Origin of the sequence: Streptomyces sp. NBC_00457 (assembly GCF_036014015.1) — a bacterium.
In the GTDB taxonomy this organism is placed as follows: Bacteria; Actinomycetota; Actinomycetes; order Streptomycetales; family Streptomycetaceae; genus Streptomyces.
Genome location: NZ_CP107905.1, coordinates 2,995,300 through 3,012,622, shown reverse-complemented (window position 1 = coordinate 3,012,622; position 17,323 = coordinate 2,995,300). Strand labels below are relative to the sequence as shown.

Below are 17,323 nucleotides of genomic sequence, written 5' to 3'. Positions count from 1 at the left end.
TGCGAGGATGAGGCGCCATGACAGCAGGGTGGTGTTCTCGCACAGTACGGGCCGCGGTGTTCGCGGCCGTCTGTGTGCTGCTCGCCGCCCTGGGCCACGTCCTGATGTCCGGCGCCCATGTGCCCGCCTGGACGCTCGCCGCGGGTGTGGCCGGAACCGGCGTCGTCGGCTGGGGCCTGGCGGGCCGTGAACGCGGGCTCGCCCTCGTCGTGACGGTCGTGGTCGTCGCCCAGACCGCACTGCACCAGGCGTTTTCGTACGCGCAGTCGGTGAGCGGCTCGACCTCCATGACCTCGGACATGGACATGGGCGCGACCCATATAGGCGCGGCCCATATGGACATGGGCCACATGGATCACATGGGGCATACGGCTTCGCACTCCATGCCCTCCATGCCTTCCATGTCTTTCGGCATGCTCGCCGCCCACCTGCTCGCCGCGCTCCTGAGCGGACTGTGGCTGGCGTACGGCGAGCGCGCCGCCTTCGGCATCCTGCGCACCGTCGCCGGATGGCTGGCCGCACCCCTGCGGCTGCTGCTCGCCCTGCCGACCCCGCCGCACCGCCCCCGCCTCGTCGTGCGCCGTCGGCGCTCCGAGCGGGCGCCGCGGCTTCTCCTCCTTGTCCACACGATCACCTCTCGGGGCCCACCCCTGGGGACCGCTGTCATCTGAAGACAGCCGGTGACCCGAGGCCGCCCATGCGCGCCTCGGGCTTCGGTCGTACGTCCATGAAGGCGTCGTAAAGGCGTCGTACGGCCGTATCCCCATTGACCGGACCGCCGCACCCACGCGTGCGCCGTCGGTCCGATTCTGGATGACCGAGAAGGACACCAGGTGATCACTCCTGCCCTGCCTCCCTCGTGCGACAAAAACGGCAGAAGGGAAGTAGTTAGTCAGACGGAAGTCATCGACCAGGCAACCCTCGACGACTCGATAACCGCCTGGGCGCTCGCCGCCCGCGGCGGAGACCCGGACGCCGTCGAGCAGTTCGTCCGCGCGCTGCACCGAGACGTCCTGCGGTACGTCGCCCATCTCTGCGCCGATCCCCAGGCGGTCGACGACCTGGCGCAGGACACGTTCCTGCGGGCGCTCGGCAGTCTGCACCGGTTCGAGGGCCGTTCCTCGGCCCGTTCCTGGCTGCTGTCCATCGCCCGGCGCGCGGTGATCGACCGCTATCGGTACGCCGCCGCCCGGCCCCGCCTGGCCGACGTAGCGGACTGGCAGCTGGCGATCGAGCTGGCCCAGCCGCAGGACCTGCCCGGGTTCGACGACGGCATCGCGCTGCTCGACCTGCTGGCGGGGCTGCCGGACGAGCGCCGGGAGGCGTTCATCCTCACCCAGTTGCTCGGACTGCCGTACGCGGAGGCGGCCGAGGTGAGCGACTGTCCCGTGGGGACGGTCCGTTCGCGGGTCGCTCGCGCGCGGGCGACGCTGATGGATCTGCTGGCGGAGGAGCCGGCGCCGCGGACGGAGCACGCCGCGTTGGTGGCGGCGTAGGCCCCGGGAACGGGCGGCACAGGGAACGGGGGTCGGTGGCGAGGTCTCGCCATCGGCCCCCGGGAACTCATCCGCCCTTGACCCCGACTACTGCACCGGGTGACGGACGTTCGCCCGCGTAGCAAGTGGATCGTGGATCGGGGAGAAGTTCGATGCGTTCTCGTGTGAGGTGCGGTACGGCCGCCGCAGTGCTCGGTGGTCTGCTCCTGGCAGGCTGCGGCGATGCGGAGACGGACTCGGCCGGCGGGAGCGCGGCGGGTGCCGAGCCCGTGACCGTCACCGACTGCACGGGCGCGAAGACCACGTTCTCCGCCGCCCCGGAGAAGATCGTCACCAGCAACGCGTCCAGCCTGGAGCTGCTGCTCCGGCTCGGCGCCGGCGACAAAGTGATCGGAACCGGTTTCCCGCCCGGCAAGGGCACACTGCCCGCCGCGCTCGACACGCAGGCGCAGAAGGTGCCGGTGCTCAGCGACACCGTCATCCCGAAGGAGAAGCTGCTCGGCTCCGGCGCGGACGTCTACATCGACACCTTCGCGTCCATGGACGGCATGGGCGGCGGTATGGGCGACGCGCCGACGGAGGAGGAGTTCAAGGCGGCCGGGATCAAGCACATCTACCTGAAGTCCACCGCCTGCGCCGCCATGGCCAAGGGCCCGGTCACGGACCTGGCCGCCGTCGAGGACGACATCACCTCGCTCGGCCAGGTCACCGGCACGAGCGCCGAGGCGAAGAAACTCGTCGCCGGGATGCGGGCGAAGGTGGACGCCGTCCAGAAGGCGGTCGGTGACACACCCGAGGACGAGCGGCCGACGTACTTCTTCTTCGACTACGACGCCGGCACCAAGCAGCCCTTCGTCGTCTGCAACCGCCAGGTCGCCCACGCGGTGATCACGCTCGCCGGTGCCCGCAACGCCTTCGGCGACTGCGACGGCGACTTCAAGCAGGTCGGCTGGGAGGACGTCATCGCGAAGAACCCGGACTGGATCCAGCTGGGGGTCCGCGACCGGGGCAGCGCCGACGCCAACGAGAAGGCTTTCGACGAGGCCGAGAAGTGGCTCAAGGCAAACTCGGCCACCAAGGGCCTGACGGCCGTCAAGGAAGACCACTTCCTGCGCATCGGTTCCGAGCAGACCACCATCGCCGGGGTGGAGAACGCCGACACGGTGGAGCAGATCGCCCAGGCCGTCCACCCCGGCAAGGTCGACTAGCCGTGTCGTCCGTGCTGTCGCGCCGGACCGCGGAACCCGGGACACGCGGCCGCGTTCCGGCCGTGCCGCTGGCCGCCGCGCTGGGTGTCACGCTGCTCCTCGCGCTCACGGTGGCCGTGTCCTGGGGCTCGACCTCCATCCCGCCCGCCGAAGTGTGGGCGGTCGTCGGGCGGCGGCTGACCGGTGAGGCAGCCCGCCCGGGCACCGACGACCTGATCGTGTGGCAACTGCGCGTTCCGCGCGCCCTGTTGGCCGCGCTCGTCGGCGCCGGGCTCGGCATCGTCGGTACGGCGGTCCAGGCGCTCGTACGCAATCCACTGGCGGACCCCTATCTGCTGGGCATCTCCAACGGAGCCTCGCTCGGAGCCGTCGCCGCGATCGTGCTCGGCGTCAGCGCCGGGGGAGCGCTCGGACTCGGGCTGTCCGGCGCGGCCTTCGTCGGCGCCCTCGCCACCTTCGCCCTGGTGTGGACGGTGGCCCGGCGCGGCGGGGGATTCGCGCCGCTGCGGCTGGTGCTGGCCGGAGTGGCCGTCGGGCAGTTCCTGTCCGGTTTCACCAGCTACCTCGTCCTCCAGGCCGGGGACGAGCAGCAGACCCACAGCGTGCTGTTCTGGCTCATGGGCAGCCTCAGCGGGGCGAGCTGGCAGCTGCTGGCGGTGCCCGCCGTGGCGGTACCGGTGGCCCTGGTGTGCCTGCAGGGGCGCGCCCGTGGCCTGAACGCGCTGCTGATGGGCGACGAGACGGCGGCCGGGCTCGGCGTCGACGTCACCCGTCTGCGCCGCGAGCTGTTCACCGTGACCAGCGTCCTCACCGGCGTCCTCGTCGCCGTCTCCGGCGCGATCGCCTTCGTCGCCCTGATGGTGCCGCACGCCTGCCGTCTCCTCGTCGGCGGCGACCACCGCCGGCTCCTCCCGGTCTCCGCCCTGTTCGGCGCGCTGCTCCTCGTGGTGGTCGACATCGTGTGCCGGGTCGCGATGGACACACAGGAGCTGCCGGTCGGCGTGGTCACCTCACTGCTCGGCGCACCGGCCCTCTTGTACTTGCTCGACCGGCGTCTGGAGAGCGGCAGTTGAGGACGAACACGATGGATCGGCAGTCGGGGAGCGGCAGTTGAGGATCGACATCGAAGACCTGCAGGTCGCCTACGCGGGCCGTACGGTCGTCTCCGGCGCCCATCTCGTCGCCGCCGAGGGAGAGATCACCGGCCTCGTCGGCCCGAACGGCAGCGGCAAGTCCACGCTCCTGCGCACCGTCTACCGGCATCTGAAGCCCACCGCCGGCCGGGTCCTGCTCGACGGCACCGACCTGCGCACGCTCACCCCGACCCGGTCGGCCCGACATGTCGCCGCCCTCCCACAGGAACGCGGCGGCGACTTCGAGCTGACCGTCCGCGAGGTCGTCGCCATGGGCCGCACCCCGTACAAGCGGGCGTTCGCGGGCGAGGACGCCGCCGACCGGGACATCGTGGCGCAGGCACTGTCCGACGTCGGCATGGCGCAGGCGGCCGACCGCCGGTTCACCGCACTCTCCGGCGGCGAACGCCAACGCGTCCTGCTGGCCCGCGCGTTCGCGCAGAACCCGGACGTCCTGGTCCTGGACGAGCCGACCAACCACCTCGACATCCGCCACCAGGTGGAACTCCTCACCCTCCTGCGCGAGCGCCGCCGTACGACCCTGGTGTCCCTGCACGACCTCAACGCCGCCGCCTCCGTCTGCGACCGCCTGCACGTCCTGCACGCCGGTGAAGTGGTCGCCTCCGGCCCGCCCCGCGACGTGCTCACGCCCGCCCTCATGGCCGAGGTGTTCGGCGTACGGGCGGCCGTCGTCGACCACCCCCTCACCGGCGACCCGCTGATCGCCTTCGACCATCGGGCGTCCGAGGACAGCGCGACGAGAGTTTTGGACACGTACGGGAACTAACCACCGTTTCCTCCCGACTTGTGGGACGAGGCTGCCGAACCGAACGGCAGCCCGCCCACGAGACGAGGGACGGAAGACGGTGTCTGACCCACAGCCCGGTCGCATACGCGAGGACCGCTGGCCGCTGGTCGCCGTTGCGGGCCTGCTGTCCTTCGTGGCGATGCTCGACATGAACATCGTCAACGTGGCACAGGTGGACATCGCCGACGGTCTGCACGTGTCGGCGGCGACCGCGCAGTGGGCCGTACTGGGCTATCAACTCCCGGTCGTGGTACTGCTGTTGCCGGTCGGACGGTGGCTGGACGGCGTGGGCCTGAGGCCCGCGCTGCTCACCGCGACCACCGGCTTCGCCCTGGGCAGCGCCTTCTCGGCCGCCGCGCCCTCCGCGGGCTGGCTCATCGCCGCCCGGCTCGTCCAGGGCGCGTGTGCCGCGGTGTTGTTCGTGCTGATGCCGGTGCTGGCGATCCGTTCCGTGCGGCCGCACCTGCGCGGCCGGGCGATGAGCGTGCCCGCGACCCTCGGCCCCCTCGGCGCGGTGACGGGTCCGGCGGTCGGCGGGCTGCTCCTCGATCACTGGGGCTGGCAGGCGATCTTCCTGGTCAAGATCCCGTTCTGCGTACTGGCGTTGGCGGTGGCGTGGCGTGCGATGCCGCGGGACGGCGGGCTCACGAAACCCGACCGGCGGTCGCTTGCGGACGCCGGGCTGGTGGCGAGCGGTGTCACGCTCCTGCTGCTGTCGCTGACCCTCGGCACCTGGTGGCTCGCGCTCGCCGCCGTAGCGCCCTTGTGGCGGTGGCTGCGCGGACCGGGCGCCCGTCCGCTCACCGGCGTACTGCGCGTCCCTGGTCTGCTCCGGGCACACAGCGCGGTGCTCGCGCTCGCCGCCGGATTCGCCGCCATGCACTACGTCGTCGCCCTGCACCTCCAACGCGAGGACGGCGTCAGCGCCACGACGACCGGCCTGACCGTACTCGCCTTCCCACTCGGCATGGGTCTGGCCGGACCCGTGGGCGGACGCCTCGCCGACCGGTACGGCCCCCGCCCCGTCGCGGCCGCCGGCGCCGCCCTCACCGCCGCGGGTCTCCTCCTGCTGGTCCCGCTCGGCGACGGCTGGGCGCCGCCCGACGTCGCCTGGCGGCTGGCGCTCGCGGGCATCGGCATGGGCCTGAACGGTGGCCCGACCCAGGCCCTCGTCATGGACGCCGCCCCGCCGGACCGCGCGGCCACCGCCGGTTCCGCCGTGCAACTCGCCCGCAGCCTCGGCTTCACGCTCGGCCCGGCCCTGGCCACGGCCGCCTGGGGACTCGCCGGTCCCGGAGGCGACGGCGCCCGGGCGGGCCTCGCGCTCGCCGCGACCGCCGCCTGTCTCGCCGTACCTCTGCTCGCTCGACCGCCGCGGCGGACCGCCGCCACGCCCCTCACCCAGGAGTAGCCCCCATGTGCGGAATCACCGGCTGGGCGTCCTTCCACACCGACGCCCGCACCCAAGCCCCCGTCATCGAGGCCATGACCGCCACCCTCGCCCCGCGCGGCCCGGACGCGGGCGGCGTCTGGCTCGGTGAGCGCGCCGCCATCGGCCACCGTCGGCTCGCCGTCATCGACATCGAGGGCGGCCGTCAGCCGATGACCGACCGCGCCGACGAGCCCACATCCGTACTCAGTTACAGCGGCGAGGTCTACAACCACCACGAACTCCGTGACCGGCTACGGGCGTTGGGCCATGAGTTCCGCACCCGCAGCGACACCGAGGTCGTCCTGCGTGCCTACGCCGAATGGGGCGAGGACGTCGCCGAGCACCTGGACGGCATGTTCGCCTTCGCCGTCTGGGACGAACGGGCGCAGCGACTGCTGCTGGTGCGCGACCGGCTCGGCGTCAAGCCGCTGTTCTGGGCGCGCATCGACGGCGGACTGGCCTTCGCCTCCGAGCCCAAGGCGCTGTTCGCGCACCCGGAGATCCGCCCGCGGGTGGACGCGGACGGGCTGCGGGAGGCGTACAGCCTGCTGTTCAACACGGGACCGACGATCTGGTCCGGCGTCCGCGAGGTCGAGCCCGGCGGGGTGCTGGTCCTGGACCGGGACGGCGTACGGGAGCGCCGCTACTGGCAGTTGGCGGCCCGAGGACACACCCATGGCCGGGACGAGACCGTCGCCCGCGTCCACGACCTGGTGAGCACCGCGGCGCGTGGCCAGCTCGAAGCCGACGTCCCCCTGTGCTCGCTCCTCTCCGGCGGTATCGACTCCACCGTCCTGACCGCCCTGCTCGCAGACGAACTCCGGCTGCGCGAAGGCCCGGACGCCCGGATCCGGTCGTACGCCGTCGACTACAGCGACCAGGCCGAGCAGTTCACGGGCGATGTGCTCAGAACCGGTCACGACACCCCGTACGCCACCGAGGCGGGCGCCTTCATCGGCACCGACCACTCCACCGTCGTCCTGGATCCGCACGCCCTGCTCGATCCCGAGCACCGGAAGGCGGTCGTCGTGGCCCGGGACTCGCCCATCGGGGTGGGCGACATGGACACCTCGCTGTATCTGCTGTTCGGGGAGATACGACGGCACTCGACCGTCGCGCTGTCCGGCGAGGCGGCGGACGAGGTGTTCGGCGGCTACCCCTGGTTCCACAACCCCAAGGCGCTGGCCGCGTCCACCTTCCCCTGGTTGCTGGTCACGGGCGACGAGGCCGCGATGCCGCTCAACCCCGAACTCGCCTTGAACGTACGCGAGTTCCGCGCGGACACCTACCGCGACGCGCTCGCCGCCGTACCGCACATCGAGGGCGAGACGGAGACCGAGCACCGGCAGCGCGAGATGCAGCATCTGTCCCTGACCCGCTGGTTGCGCCAACTCCTGCACCGCAAGGACCGGTTGAGCATGGCGCAGGGGCTGGAGGTGCGGGTGCCGTACTGCGATCACCGGCTCGTCGAGTACGCCTACTCCGTCCCGTGGGCGCTGAAGAGCTTCGACGGCCGGGAGAAGAGCCTGCTGCGGGCCGCGGGGGAGGGCCTGGCGCCCGACTCGGTACTGCTCCGGCCCAAGAACCACTACCCGGCTACCCACCACCCCGACTACAACCGCGGCCTCCAGGACCTGGCCCGCGAAGTCCTGCCGTTCGTCCGCGAACTGGCCGACGAGACCCGCATCAAGCCCTGCCTGGACACCCCGCCCGACCGCCTGGAGTGGGGCCACCGCCTCCGTCTCGAACGCGTCGTCGACCTGGCCCTGTGGCTGGACCACTACCGCCCCGAACTCGCCCTCTGAGGACCGTGAGGAACCACCTGATGACAGTGCAGGAACCGCTCTCCGAACCCGTCCCGCTCATGGGCTGCCCCTACAAGAGCAATCCCTATCCGCTCTACGAGCGTCTGCGCGAGGACGGTCCGGTGCACCCGGTGCTCTTCCCCAGCGGCGTCCAGGCCTGGCTCGTCACCGGTTACGACGCCGCCCACGCCGCCCTCAACGACGACCGGCTCGGCAAGAACCACGACCGCGGCAACGACCGCTGGCGGGCCCGCGCCTCGATCATGCCGGAGCCGCAGCACTCCCAGCTCCAGGTGCACCTCCTGCACCAGGACCCGCCGCAGCACACCCGGATGCGGCGCCATGTCACGGAAGCGTTCACCCCGCGCCGAGTCGAGCAACTGCGCCCGCGTTTCCAGGAGTTGGCGGACGCCCTGATCGACCGGCTGCCGGAGACCGGACCCGCCGACCTCGTCGCCGGGTTCGCCGCCCATTTCCCCTTCCGGGTCCTCGCCGAGGTCATCGGGCTCCCCGCCGGGTTGGCGGAACGCTTCGACCGCGACTGGGGCAAGGTCGTCCAGCCGGTCGGTCCGGCCGATCCGGGGCGGCCGGTGTACGAGGCCCGGCTGCACGGGCTGCAGAGCTATATCGCCGAGATCGTCGCCCACAAACGCGCGCACGGGAACGACGATCTGCTCAGCCGTCTGGTCGTGGCCCGCGACCACCGCGAACTGTCCCAGGAAGAGCTGGACTCCATGATCTTCCAGCTGCTGGTGGCGGGCCAGGAACCGGTGACGAACCAGATCACCACGGCCCTGATCGCCCTGTTCCGCCACCCCGCTCAACTCGCCCGCCTCCGCGACGACCCGGCCCTGCTCCCGCGCGCGGTCGAGGAACTTCTGCGGTACGACAGCGCGTTCGAGCTGACCACCTGGCGTTTCTTCGCCGAGGACAGTGATCTGTACGGCACCCGCATCCCGGCCGGCGACTCCGTGATCGTCTCCCTGTGCGCCGCCAACCGCGACCCGCGCCGCTTCGAGGCCCCCGACACCCTCGACCTGGACCGCTCACCCAACCCGCACCTGGCCTTCGGCCACGGCATCCACTTCTGCCCCGGCGCGGCCCTCGCCCGCACCGAACTCCAGGTCGCCCTGGGCACGTTGCTCGCCCGGCTCCCGGGCCTGCGCCTCGCCGTCCCGGACGACGAGATCGAGTGGATCCCGGCGGTCCTCGGCCGCGGCACCAACCACCTGCCCGTGGGCTACGACCGACGCGTCTGACGACCTCCCGAGGAGACCCCACCCCCATGCCGTCGACGACCTCGCCGGACACGCTCACCACGAGCGCGTCGATCCTGCGCCTGCTGCTCCCGCACCACCGCACCACGGACGCCACCCGCACCGCCCCCGCCGAGGCGTTCCCCCACCAACTGCGCCGGATCGACGCCTTCGTACGAGCCGGCGCACCCGTCCGCTTCACCCTCCCCGGCTTCCCCTGCAAGTCCCCCAACCCCGCCAAAGTCCTCGGCCACCTCCCCGACCAGGGCGAACGCCTCTCCCTCCGCTTCCTGGACTCCCTCTGCGAGGAGGTGGAGCACATCTACGCACCCGGTGCCCGCGTCATCATCTGCTCCGACGGCCATGTCTTCGGCGACCTGATCCGTGTCCCGGACGAGCACATCGACGCGTACGCCGACGAACTCCGCCTCCTCATAGACCAGTTGGGCCTGGAGAGACTGTCGGTGTTCGATCTCCGGGACATCCTCGGCGACCTGCCGAACGACACGAAACGCGCCCACGTCCACGAGCGCTACGCCCCCACGGTGGACGCCCTGCGCGCCGAGGTCCGTTCCGACGACCACGCCCTAGCTCTCTACCGGGGCATCACCCGGTTCCTCGTCGAGGACACGGCCGGCTTCTCCGGTACCCGTTCCGCCCTCCAGCGTGAATGCCGACGACGCGCATACGGCGTCATTCAGCGCAGCCGCGCCTGGGGCGACCTGATCGCCGAGCACCACCCCGGTGCCGTACGCCTGTCCATCCACCCCCAGCCGGTCGGTGCCGCCAAGTTCGGCATCCGGCTGCTCGACGCGCCGGACGCCTGGACGACGCCGTGGCACTCGGCCGCGCTGCTCCGGGCCGATGGCACATGGACTCTCATGCCGCGCGTCCGCGCCGCGAGCGAGGGGCGCCTGGTGCGGTGCGATAGCCGGCCGAGCCACTTCGAACAGAGCCCCTGAGAGGGGTGCCTGGTCACGTACGGGGCAGCCCCGACGCCAGCAGCTCCGCCAGGTGCACCCCTTCATGCCCCCCACTGTCCAGCTCATGGATCTGCGTTCGGCAACTGAACCCGTCCGCCAGCACAGCCACACCCGCGTCCGTCTCCCGCAACCGCGGCAACAACACCCGCTCCGCGCAGGCCTTGCTCACCTCCAAGTGCCCCCGCTCGAAACCGAAGTTGCCGGCCAGTCCGCAGCACCCGGACTCCAGCCGCTCGGCCTCGACCCCCGCCCGGCCGAGCAAGTCCTGGTCGGCGTCCCAGCCCAGCACCGCGTGCTGATGGCAGTGCACCTGGACCAGCGCCTCCCGGCCGGGCAGCCGTGGGGGCTCGTAGCCGGGGGAGTGCTCGGTGAGCAGTTCGGCCAGCGTCACGGTTTGGTCGCGCAGCCTGCGTACATCCCGGTCGCCGGGGAACAGCTCTGCCGCGTCCGAGCGGAAGACGGCCGTGCAGCTCGGTTCGAGACCGACGACCAGGCCGCCGTCGCGGATGTGCCCGGCGAGGCGGCGGACGGTCCGGGCGAGTACCCGTTCGGCGACGCCGAGTTGCCCGGTGGAGATCCAGGTCAGCCCGCAGCACAGCGGTTCGCGGGGCAGCTCGACCCGCCAGCCGGCGTGCTCCAGCAGCCGGACGGCGGCCCGACCGACGTGCGGGTGGAAGAAGTTGGTGAAGGTGTCCGGCCACAGCAGGACCGTCCCGCGCGCCCCGTCGCCGTACGGCCTGTGCCGGGTGAACCACTGCTGCAGTGTGCGACCGGCGAACCGTGGCAGCTCCCGATCCTCGACGCCCGCGAGCGCCACGGCCGCCTTCGACAGCGGCGGCAGGTGAGTGAAGGCGTTGACCAGCGGCCCCAGCCGCGAGCGGCCCACCGCCTGGGCGGCGACCGGCAGCCAGCCCATGGTCAGGTCGGAGCGTGGCCTGCGCCAGGGCCGGCGCGCGTAGTGGTGGGCGAGGAACTCCGCCTTGTACGTGGCCATGTCGACGTCGGCCGGACAGTCGCTCTTGCACCCCTTGCACGCCAGACACAGATCGAGGGCGTCCTTCACCGCCTCCGACCGCCAGCCGTCCCGGATCGCGCCGTCGCCGTGCCCGTCGAGCATCTCGAACAGCAGGCGGGCCCGGCCGCGCGTGGAGTGCTCCTCCTCCAGGGTGACTTGGTAGGAGGGGCACATCACCGCGCCGCCCTTGTTGGTGAGTTGGCGGCACTTGCCGACGCCCACGCACCGGTTCGCGGCCTCGGCGAACGACCCGCCGTCGTGCGGGAAACGGAAGTGCAGGTCGCGCGGGTCGTACGGCGCCCAGTCGCCGCCGAGGCGCAGATGCTCGTCGAGCCCGTACGGCGCCACGACCTTGCCGGGATTCATCCGGTCCCGCGGATCGAAGACCGCCTTGAGGCGGCCGAACGCCTCGACCAGCTCCTCCCCGAACATCCGCGCCAGCAGCTCGCCCCGGCTCTGCCCGTCCCCGTGCTCACCGGAGAAGGACCCGCCGAACTCGGTGACCAGATCGGCCGCCCGTTCCATGAAGCGCCGGTAGGCGGCCACACCGTCGGCGGAGTACAGGTCGAAGGGGATCCGGGTGTGCACACAGCCCTGCCCGAAGTGGCCGTAGAGGCTGGGCCCGGTGTCGCTGCGGTAGCCGAACTCCTCGAACAGGTCCTGCAGCCGGCGCAGATAGTCACCGAGCCGTTCGGGCGGTATGGCGGAGTCCTCCCAGCCCTCGAAGGTGTCGGGCCGGTGCGGGACGTGCGCGGTGGCGCCGAGCCCGGCCTCGCGGACCTGCCACAGCTCCTCCTCGCGGTCCGGGTCGTCCACGAACGCGACCTCGGGGTCGTGCTCGCTCTCGTGCAGCGCGGCCAGCATGCGGTGCGCCCGCCGGTCCGACTCCTCGAGCGTGTCGCCGCCGAACTCGGCCATCAAGTAGGCCTTGCCTTCGGGGAGTTCGGAGATCGCCTGGGGATTGAGGTGCTTGAGCTGCTCGTCGCGGATGAGCTTCGAGTCGACGCCCTCCAGCGCCATCGGCTCGTACGGCAGGATCTCCGGCACCGAGTCGGCGGCCCGCTCGACGCTCGGGAACCCGAGCACGACCAGCGTCCGTTCCTTCACCACGGGCACCAGCTTCAGTTCCGCCCGCACCACGGTGACGAGCGTGGACTCGCTGCCGACCAGCAGTCCGGCGACGTCGAAACCGTGTTCCGGCAGCAGTGAGTCGAGGTTGTAGCCGGAGACGCGGCGCGGGATGTCGGGGAAGCGGTGACGGATCTCGTCGGCGTAGGTGTCGCGCAGGGCGCGCAACCGCCGGTAGACCGCCGAGCGGAGGTCGCCGTGCCGCTCGATCTCGGCGTACTCCTCGTCGTCGGTCGGGCCGCACCAGAAGCGGGTGCCGTCGTAGAGGAGCACCTCCAGGCGGGCGACGTTGTCGACCACCTTGCCGGTGGCCTGGGCGGTTGCGCCGCACGAGTTGTTGCCGATCATGCCGCCGATCGTGCAGTTCATGTGGGTGGCGGGTTCGGGTCCGAAGCGCAGCCCGGTGTCCGCGAGTTGCCGGTTGAGGTCGTCGAGCACGATGCCGGGCTGGACGACGCAGGTGCGGGCGCCGGTGTCCACGGACTCCAGGCGGTTGCAGTACTTGGACCAGTCGATCACCACGGCCGTGTTGGTGCACTGCCCGGCCAGGCTCGTCCCGCCGCCCCGGGACAGCACGGGTGCGTCGTACTCGCGCGCGACGGCAACGGCTTCCACGGCCGCTTCGGGGGTACGGGGGACGACCACGCCGATCGGGGTCTGCCGGAAGTTGGAGGCGTCGGTCGAGTACGCGGCCCGGCTCCCGGCGTCGAACCGCACCTCACCGTCGACGCGTGCGCGCAGCGCCTCCTCCAGGCCACCGCCGTCGACCGGCGGCGCGGCCCCTCGGCGGGTGACGGGTGCGGGCAGGTCGGACACGGCCATGAAGCGCTCCTTCGGCTGCGGTCGGCAGCCGGGTACCCCGGGCTCCTCGGGACAACCGGGGCGTCAGCGCCCCTCCGGCTCCTCGACGAGGTCGGGCACCAGGCCGCACATGGCCTCCCGCTGGTCGGCCCCCATGAACTGGGCGAGGGCCTCCTTGACCGTGTCGGCGAGGCCGCCGGAGGCCTCCGACAGCAGACGGCGGGCCTTCTCCGTGAGGGTCACCTCGATGCCGCGCTTGTCGCCGCAGACCGATCTGCGGGAGACCAGGCCGGCGTGCTGGAGGCAGGCGATCTGGTAGGTGAGCCGGGTCTTGGGGCGGCCCAGGAGCTCGGCGATCCGGGTCATGCGCAGACCCGTCTCGGGCTGCTCGGCCAGCAGGCACAGGACCAGGAACTCGTCGTGCGAGACGTCCAGCCGCTCCTTGACCACGGCCCGCAGCCGCTGCTCGACGGCGCCCGTCGCGGCCAGCAGCACCATCCAGGCGCGCAGCTCGGAGGGCAGCAGTCCGCCACCCTGCGCGGAGGGGCATTCGGGCAGGTCGGCGGAGTGTGCGTCGGAGTCGGCCATGGATTCGAGTGTACCTGTTGTCCATTTTTGGACGAGGGGTTGTTCAGGTTTGGATAGTCGGCTAGCGTGAGGTCATCCAAATTTGAAGCACCCAGGCAGCTATCAGGCAGTCATCAGGAAAGCAGGAACGATCATGACCGTCGCCGTGGAAACCGGACTGTGGCAGCTCGACACCACCGCCTCCACCGTCGCCCTCCGGCACAAGACGATGTGGGGCCTGGTCACGGTGAAGGGCACCTTCGGCGCCGTCACCGGCCAGGGCGAGGTGCGGTCCGACGGGTCGGCCATCGGCACCGTGACCCTGGACGCCACCACCCTGGACACCGGCAACGCCAAGCGCGACACCCACCTGCGGTCCGCCGACTTCTTCGACGCCGACCACCACCCCGAGATCACCTTCGCGGTCCGCAGCGCCGAGCTCCGCGACGGCGACCAGGTCCACGTCGTCGGTCAGCTGACCGCGCGCGGCATCAGCCGCCCCCAGTCCTTCACCGCCCGCCTGATCGGCTCGGACGCCGACTCGCTCACCCTGGACGCGGAACTCTCCGTGGACCGCGACCAGTTCGGCATGGGCTGGAACCAGCTCGGCATGATCCGCGGCCTCACGACGGTCGCCGCCACCCTCCGCTTCGTCCGCACGGCGGCCTGACGGCCCGGGGAGCGCCGCACCGAGGTCACCTGCATCCGCGGCGGCGTTCCCGCGCCGGCGAACTCCGACGCCGGCGCGGTCACCCCCGCAGCCAGCCACAGCGGCGTCATCTTCAGGCAGCAACCGGGATCCGGACCGGAGTGACACTTGTCATGTGCCGGGGCGGGACCGTGTCGCGGTTGGGCCGAACGGGTGGTGTGGCGTAAGAATTGGCTGGTGCAGGCATTGAAGGCGAGTCACTTCGGGGGGAACCGGTGAACGGTCATGACGTCACCGATGAACAGTGGGAAGGGCTCGCCCAGGTCGTACCGCTGCGTGGTCGCGATGCCTGGCCGTCCGCGGTGGACCACCGTGCGCTTCCGGACGCGGACACCGAACCGCGGCGCCGGTTCGTCGTCCTGAGGGTGAGCGTCTTCGGCGATGCCCGCGAAGTCGCCGAGACGCTGATGGCGGGCATCCCGGTGCTGCTCGACCTGACCGGAGCGGAGACCGAAGTCGCCAAGCGCGTCCTGGACTTCAGCACCGGCGTCGTCTTCGGCCTGGCGAGCGGGATGCATCGCGTCGACCGCAATGTGTTCCTGCTGACGCCGCCGGGCACCGAGGTGAGCGGGCTGATGGAAGGCGTGGCGGGCCCGTGATGCCGCGCCAATCCCTCGATCGTAGGAAGCGGGACGGGGCGGAACGGTTCGGCTGACGGACGGAGCCCTACGGTCCGGATATGCCCGCGTCATCCGCGTCGCCGGGGACTCCCAGGTCTTCGGCGATCTCTGCGTCCTCTGCGTCCTCTTCGTCTCCTTCATCCTCGCTTTCCTGTGCACCCGCGCCCATCGGGAACCGACCCGACCGGCCCTGTGTCACCGAGTTGCGGCTGTCGGCGTTCGCCGGGCACCGGCGGGCCGGGTTTCCGCTCGGGCCGCTCACGCTCTTCGCCGGCCGGAGCGGCTGCGGGAAGACCAGTGCGCTCAGGGCGTACGAGGCGCTGGCGCGGCTCGGGGGAGGGGCCGAGCTCGGTGAGGTGTTCCCGGATCCGGCCGCCTGCGTTCCCGAGCGGGCGCGGCCCGACGCGCAGCGCCGCCGCGGCTTCCGGATCGGCTGCACCGCCGACGGTCCCGAGGGTCCGGTCCGGCTCGATGTCGCCGTCCAGGCCGAGCCCGAACTGCGCATCGTGGGCGAGCGGTTGAGCGCCGAGGGACTCGTCCTCCTGGAGACCGCCCTGCGCGACCCCGGGCGCCGTGCCGTACAGGCCGCCTGGCACACCGCCGGATCGGCGCCCGTCACCCGCGCCCCGCTGCCGGACGACCGGCTCGGCACCGCACTGCTGCCGCTGCGGGTGGCCGGCAAGACGGACGGGCAGCGGCGCGTCCTCGCCGCCGCCGAGCAGATGGTCGTCGCCCTGCGCTCCGTCTTCGCCTGCGACCCACGGCCCGACCGTATGCGCGGGCCCGTGCCGCTCGGCTCCGGGCGGCTCCTCGGCGGCTGCGACAACCTCGCGGACGTCCTGTGGCGCACCCGCACCGAGTGCGGCCGGCGGCACGCGCAGCTCGTCGCGGCGGTGCGCGCCGGATGCGCCGGACCCGTCGCGGACGTCCTCGCCGAACCCCTCGGCGACGGCACGGTCCGCGCCGTACTCGACCGGGGCGACGGCCCGCGCACCGCCCTCGAACGGCTCGGCGACGGCGAGTTGAGGCATCTCGCGCTGACGCTGGTCCTGCTCACCGGGCCCGGCGTCCTCGAGGTCGACCCGGCCGGGGAGGTGCCCGCCGCCCTGCAGACGCTCACCGTCCTCGCCGACGGTCTCGACCGCTCCCTGGACCCACGGCAGCGCGACGGTCTGCTGCGGCTGGCGACGCGGATGTGCGAGCGCGGGCATATCCGCCTGGTCGGCGCGGTGAGCGACGCGTCCTGGGCCGCGGGGACGGACGGCGTCACGGTGGTACACCTTGACGCGTGACTGACGACCTGGACCTGGCGAAACTGCAGCGCAGGCTGGCCGAGTTCGCCGCCGCGCGGAACTGGCAGCCGTACCACACCCCCAAGAACCTCGTCGCCGCGCTCAGCGTGGAGGCCTCCGAACTCGTCGAGATCTTCCAGTGGTTGACGCCCGAGGAGTCGTCCCGCGTCATGGACGACCCCGACACCGCGCACCGGGTCACCGACGAGGTCGCCGATGTGCTCGCCTATCTGCTGCAGCTTTGCGAGGTCCTCGGCATCGACCCGCTGGCCGCGCTGGACGCGAAGATCGACCGGAACGAGCGGAGGTTTCCGGCGGCGGGGGAGCGGGACGAGTAGGGGAGACAGGGGAGTTGGCGGCTCCATTTTTACTCTCCGTAGTCAAAAACCCGCCCGAATCCGATTTGTTGTCCGAAGATTTCCGTCTTCCTCTGGCTTTTCGTCCCATCGGACCTCACTCTGGGTAGTGGACAGTGGAGTTCGGGCGAACGCGCGACGAGCGCGTCGGGACAGACTGGGGCAGCGCATGGACGCGGTGCGGCTCATCGTGACGAGCAGGCGCGCGCTCGCGGGGAGCGGCGAGGCGCCACAGACCATGGCGGAAGCGTGGCAGGCACAGGCCCTCGCGCAGGCGATAGGCAGCCGCCTCGCGGTCGCCGGTCCACCCGAACTACGGGGTGAGGCACTGGGGTTGACCGAACTCGCGGGCAGAGGCTGCGGGGTCCTGGACCGCCCGGACGTCCCCGACACCGACCTGCGTGCCGCCCAGCTCACGGAACTGGGCGATGCCCGGCAGGCGTTGATGTATCTGGGCGGGCTGCTCGGCGAGGTGGGTATCGCGCTGGTCGGCATCGCGTCCTCCGCGGGCGACGAAGCGACGTACTGGCAGTGCATGGAGGCGATCGATGCGGCGGACGAATCTCGTGACCGGGTGCTGGAGATGTTGCGGCGGCTGACGGACCGGGATCTGGGGGAGGCCTTACCGGAGAGGGAGGCGGGGTAGCTCCGCGGACGTGTTGCTACGGCCGTCGGTCGTCTGCGGGTCCGTTGTGGCTGGTCGCGCCCACGCGG

Annotated in this window: 16 protein-coding genes; 14 read left to right on the top strand and 2 right to left on the bottom strand. The window is 71.6% G+C overall.

Annotated elements, in window-relative coordinates; genetic code table 11:
* The first annotated feature begins 17 nt into the window (after nt 1–17).
* The 9 genes from OG828_RS13695 (at nt 18) to OG828_RS13655 (ending at nt 10,100) form a co-directional block, all read left to right on the top strand.
* On the top strand, nt 18–671 hold the full coding sequence (locus tag OG828_RS13695) for a hypothetical protein (protein ID WP_328501287.1): 654 nt from the start codon (nt 18–20) through the stop codon (nt 669–671).
* Nucleotides 672–833: 162 nt separating this feature from the next.
* Entirely contained in the window at nt 834–1,496 is a 663-nt protein-coding gene (locus OG828_RS13690) for a sigma-70 family RNA polymerase sigma factor (protein WP_443062401.1), read from the top strand.
* 152 nt (nt 1,497–1,648) lie between these two features.
* Nucleotides 1,649–2,704: an ABC transporter substrate-binding protein gene (locus tag OG828_RS13685; protein ID WP_328501286.1), complete on the top strand. Its 1,056-nt coding sequence runs from the start codon at nt 1,649–1,651 to the stop codon at nt 2,702–2,704.
* A gap of 2 nt (nt 2,705–2,706) precedes the next feature.
* Nucleotides 2,707–3,777, top strand: coding sequence for a FecCD family ABC transporter permease (locus OG828_RS13680; RefSeq protein ID WP_443060133.1), 1,071 nt, complete (start codon nt 2,707–2,709; stop codon nt 3,775–3,777).
* Nucleotides 3,778–3,814: 37 nt separating this feature from the next.
* Nucleotides 3,815–4,624 (top strand): ABC transporter ATP-binding protein, encoded by an 810-nt coding sequence (locus OG828_RS13675; protein ID WP_328501285.1) that lies wholly within the window; start codon nt 3,815–3,817, stop codon nt 4,622–4,624.
* Nucleotides 4,625–4,703: 79 nt separating this feature from the next.
* Entirely contained in the window at nt 4,704–6,056 is a 1,353-nt protein-coding gene (locus OG828_RS13670; protein ID WP_328501284.1) for an MFS transporter, read from the top strand.
* 5 nt (nt 6,057–6,061) lie between these two features.
* Nucleotides 6,062–7,882 (top strand): asparagine synthase (glutamine-hydrolyzing), encoded by a 1,821-nt coding sequence (gene asnB, locus OG828_RS13665; protein ID WP_328438089.1) that lies wholly within the window; start codon nt 6,062–6,064, stop codon nt 7,880–7,882.
* A gap of 20 nt (nt 7,883–7,902) precedes the next feature.
* A complete protein-coding gene (locus OG828_RS13660) occupies nt 7,903–9,141 on the top strand; it encodes a cytochrome P450 family protein (RefSeq protein WP_328501283.1) in 1,239 nt (412 codons plus the stop codon).
* 26 nt (nt 9,142–9,167) lie between these two features.
* On the top strand, nt 9,168–10,100 hold the full coding sequence (locus tag OG828_RS13655) for an isocyanide synthase family protein (RefSeq protein WP_328501282.1): 933 nt from the start codon (nt 9,168–9,170) through the stop codon (nt 10,098–10,100).
* 13 nt (nt 10,101–10,113) lie between these two features.
* On the opposite strand, the gene OG828_RS13650 is transcribed toward OG828_RS13655, so the two are convergent.
* Together OG828_RS13650 and OG828_RS13645 are read right to left on the bottom strand one after the other, a co-directional pair.
* The gene (locus OG828_RS13650; protein WP_328501281.1) at nt 10,114–13,086 is read right to left on the bottom strand and encodes an FAD-binding and (Fe-S)-binding domain-containing protein; all 2,973 of its coding nucleotides are present in this window, start codon (nt 13,084–13,086) and stop codon (nt 10,114–10,116) included.
* A 63-nt stretch (nt 13,087–13,149) separates the two neighbouring features.
* Complete coding sequence (locus OG828_RS13645) at nt 13,150–13,653, bottom strand: MarR family winged helix-turn-helix transcriptional regulator (protein WP_328501280.1); 504 nt, start codon at nt 13,651–13,653, stop codon at nt 13,150–13,152.
* Between the two features lie 133 nt (nt 13,654–13,786).
* Here OG828_RS13645 and OG828_RS13640 point away from each other — a divergent pair, with 133 nt between their 5' ends.
* The 5 genes from OG828_RS13640 to OG828_RS13620 all read left to right on the top strand — a co-directional run bounded on the left by OG828_RS13640 (nt 13,787) and on the right by OG828_RS13620 (nt 17,255).
* On the top strand, nt 13,787–14,302 hold the full coding sequence (locus OG828_RS13640; protein ID WP_328501279.1) for a YceI family protein: 516 nt from the start codon (nt 13,787–13,789) through the stop codon (nt 14,300–14,302).
* A 254-nt stretch (nt 14,303–14,556) separates the two neighbouring features.
* Nucleotides 14,557–14,940: a cell division protein SepF gene (locus OG828_RS13635; RefSeq protein WP_210576962.1), complete on the top strand. Its 384-nt coding sequence runs from the start codon at nt 14,557–14,559 to the stop codon at nt 14,938–14,940.
* An 80-nt stretch (nt 14,941–15,020) separates the two neighbouring features.
* A complete protein-coding gene (locus OG828_RS13630) occupies nt 15,021–16,253 on the top strand; it encodes an ATP-binding protein (protein ID WP_328501278.1) in 1,233 nt (410 codons plus the stop codon).
* Nucleotides 16,250–16,591 carry a nucleotide pyrophosphohydrolase gene (locus OG828_RS13625; protein WP_328355014.1) on the top strand — a complete coding sequence of 114 codons (342 nt, stop codon included), beginning with the start codon at nt 16,250–16,252 and terminating at the stop codon, nt 16,589–16,591. Before OG828_RS13630 ends, OG828_RS13625 begins: the two co-directional genes overlap by 4 nt.
* 187 nt (nt 16,592–16,778) lie before the next feature.
* A complete protein-coding gene (locus OG828_RS13620) occupies nt 16,779–17,255 on the top strand; it encodes a DUF6099 family protein (RefSeq protein ID WP_328355011.1) in 477 nt (158 codons plus the stop codon).
* The last annotated feature ends 68 nt before the right edge of the window (nt 17,256–17,323 follow it).

What these genes read in the sequence shown, in the direction of transcription:
- OG828_RS13640 (WP_328501279.1), top strand. Translation starts at nt 13,787, where the DNA reads ATGACCGTCGCCGTGGAAACCGGACTGTGGCAGCTCGACACCACCGCC.
- OG828_RS13650 (WP_328501281.1), bottom strand. Translation starts at nt 13,086, where the DNA reads ATGGCCGTGTCCGACCTGCCCGCACCCGTCACCCGCCGAGGGGCCGCG.
- OG828_RS13630 (WP_328501278.1), top strand. Translation starts at nt 15,021, where the DNA reads ATGCCCGCGTCATCCGCGTCGCCGGGGACTCCCAGGTCTTCGGCGATC.
- OG828_RS13695 (WP_328501287.1), top strand. Translation starts at nt 18, where the DNA reads ATGACAGCAGGGTGGTGTTCTCGCACAGTACGGGCCGCGGTGTTCGCG.
- asnB (WP_328438089.1), top strand. Translation starts at nt 6,062, where the DNA reads ATGTGCGGAATCACCGGCTGGGCGTCCTTCCACACCGACGCCCGCACC.
- OG828_RS13685 (WP_328501286.1), top strand. Translation starts at nt 1,649, where the DNA reads ATGCGTTCTCGTGTGAGGTGCGGTACGGCCGCCGCAGTGCTCGGTGGT.
- OG828_RS13660 (WP_328501283.1), top strand. Translation starts at nt 7,903, where the DNA reads ATGACAGTGCAGGAACCGCTCTCCGAACCCGTCCCGCTCATGGGCTGC.
- OG828_RS13645 (WP_328501280.1), bottom strand. Translation starts at nt 13,653, where the DNA reads ATGGCCGACTCCGACGCACACTCCGCCGACCTGCCCGAATGCCCCTCC.
- OG828_RS13620 (WP_328355011.1), top strand. Translation starts at nt 16,779, where the DNA reads ATGGACGCGGTGCGGCTCATCGTGACGAGCAGGCGCGCGCTCGCGGGG.
- OG828_RS13655 (WP_328501282.1), top strand. Translation starts at nt 9,168, where the DNA reads ATGCCGTCGACGACCTCGCCGGACACGCTCACCACGAGCGCGTCGATC.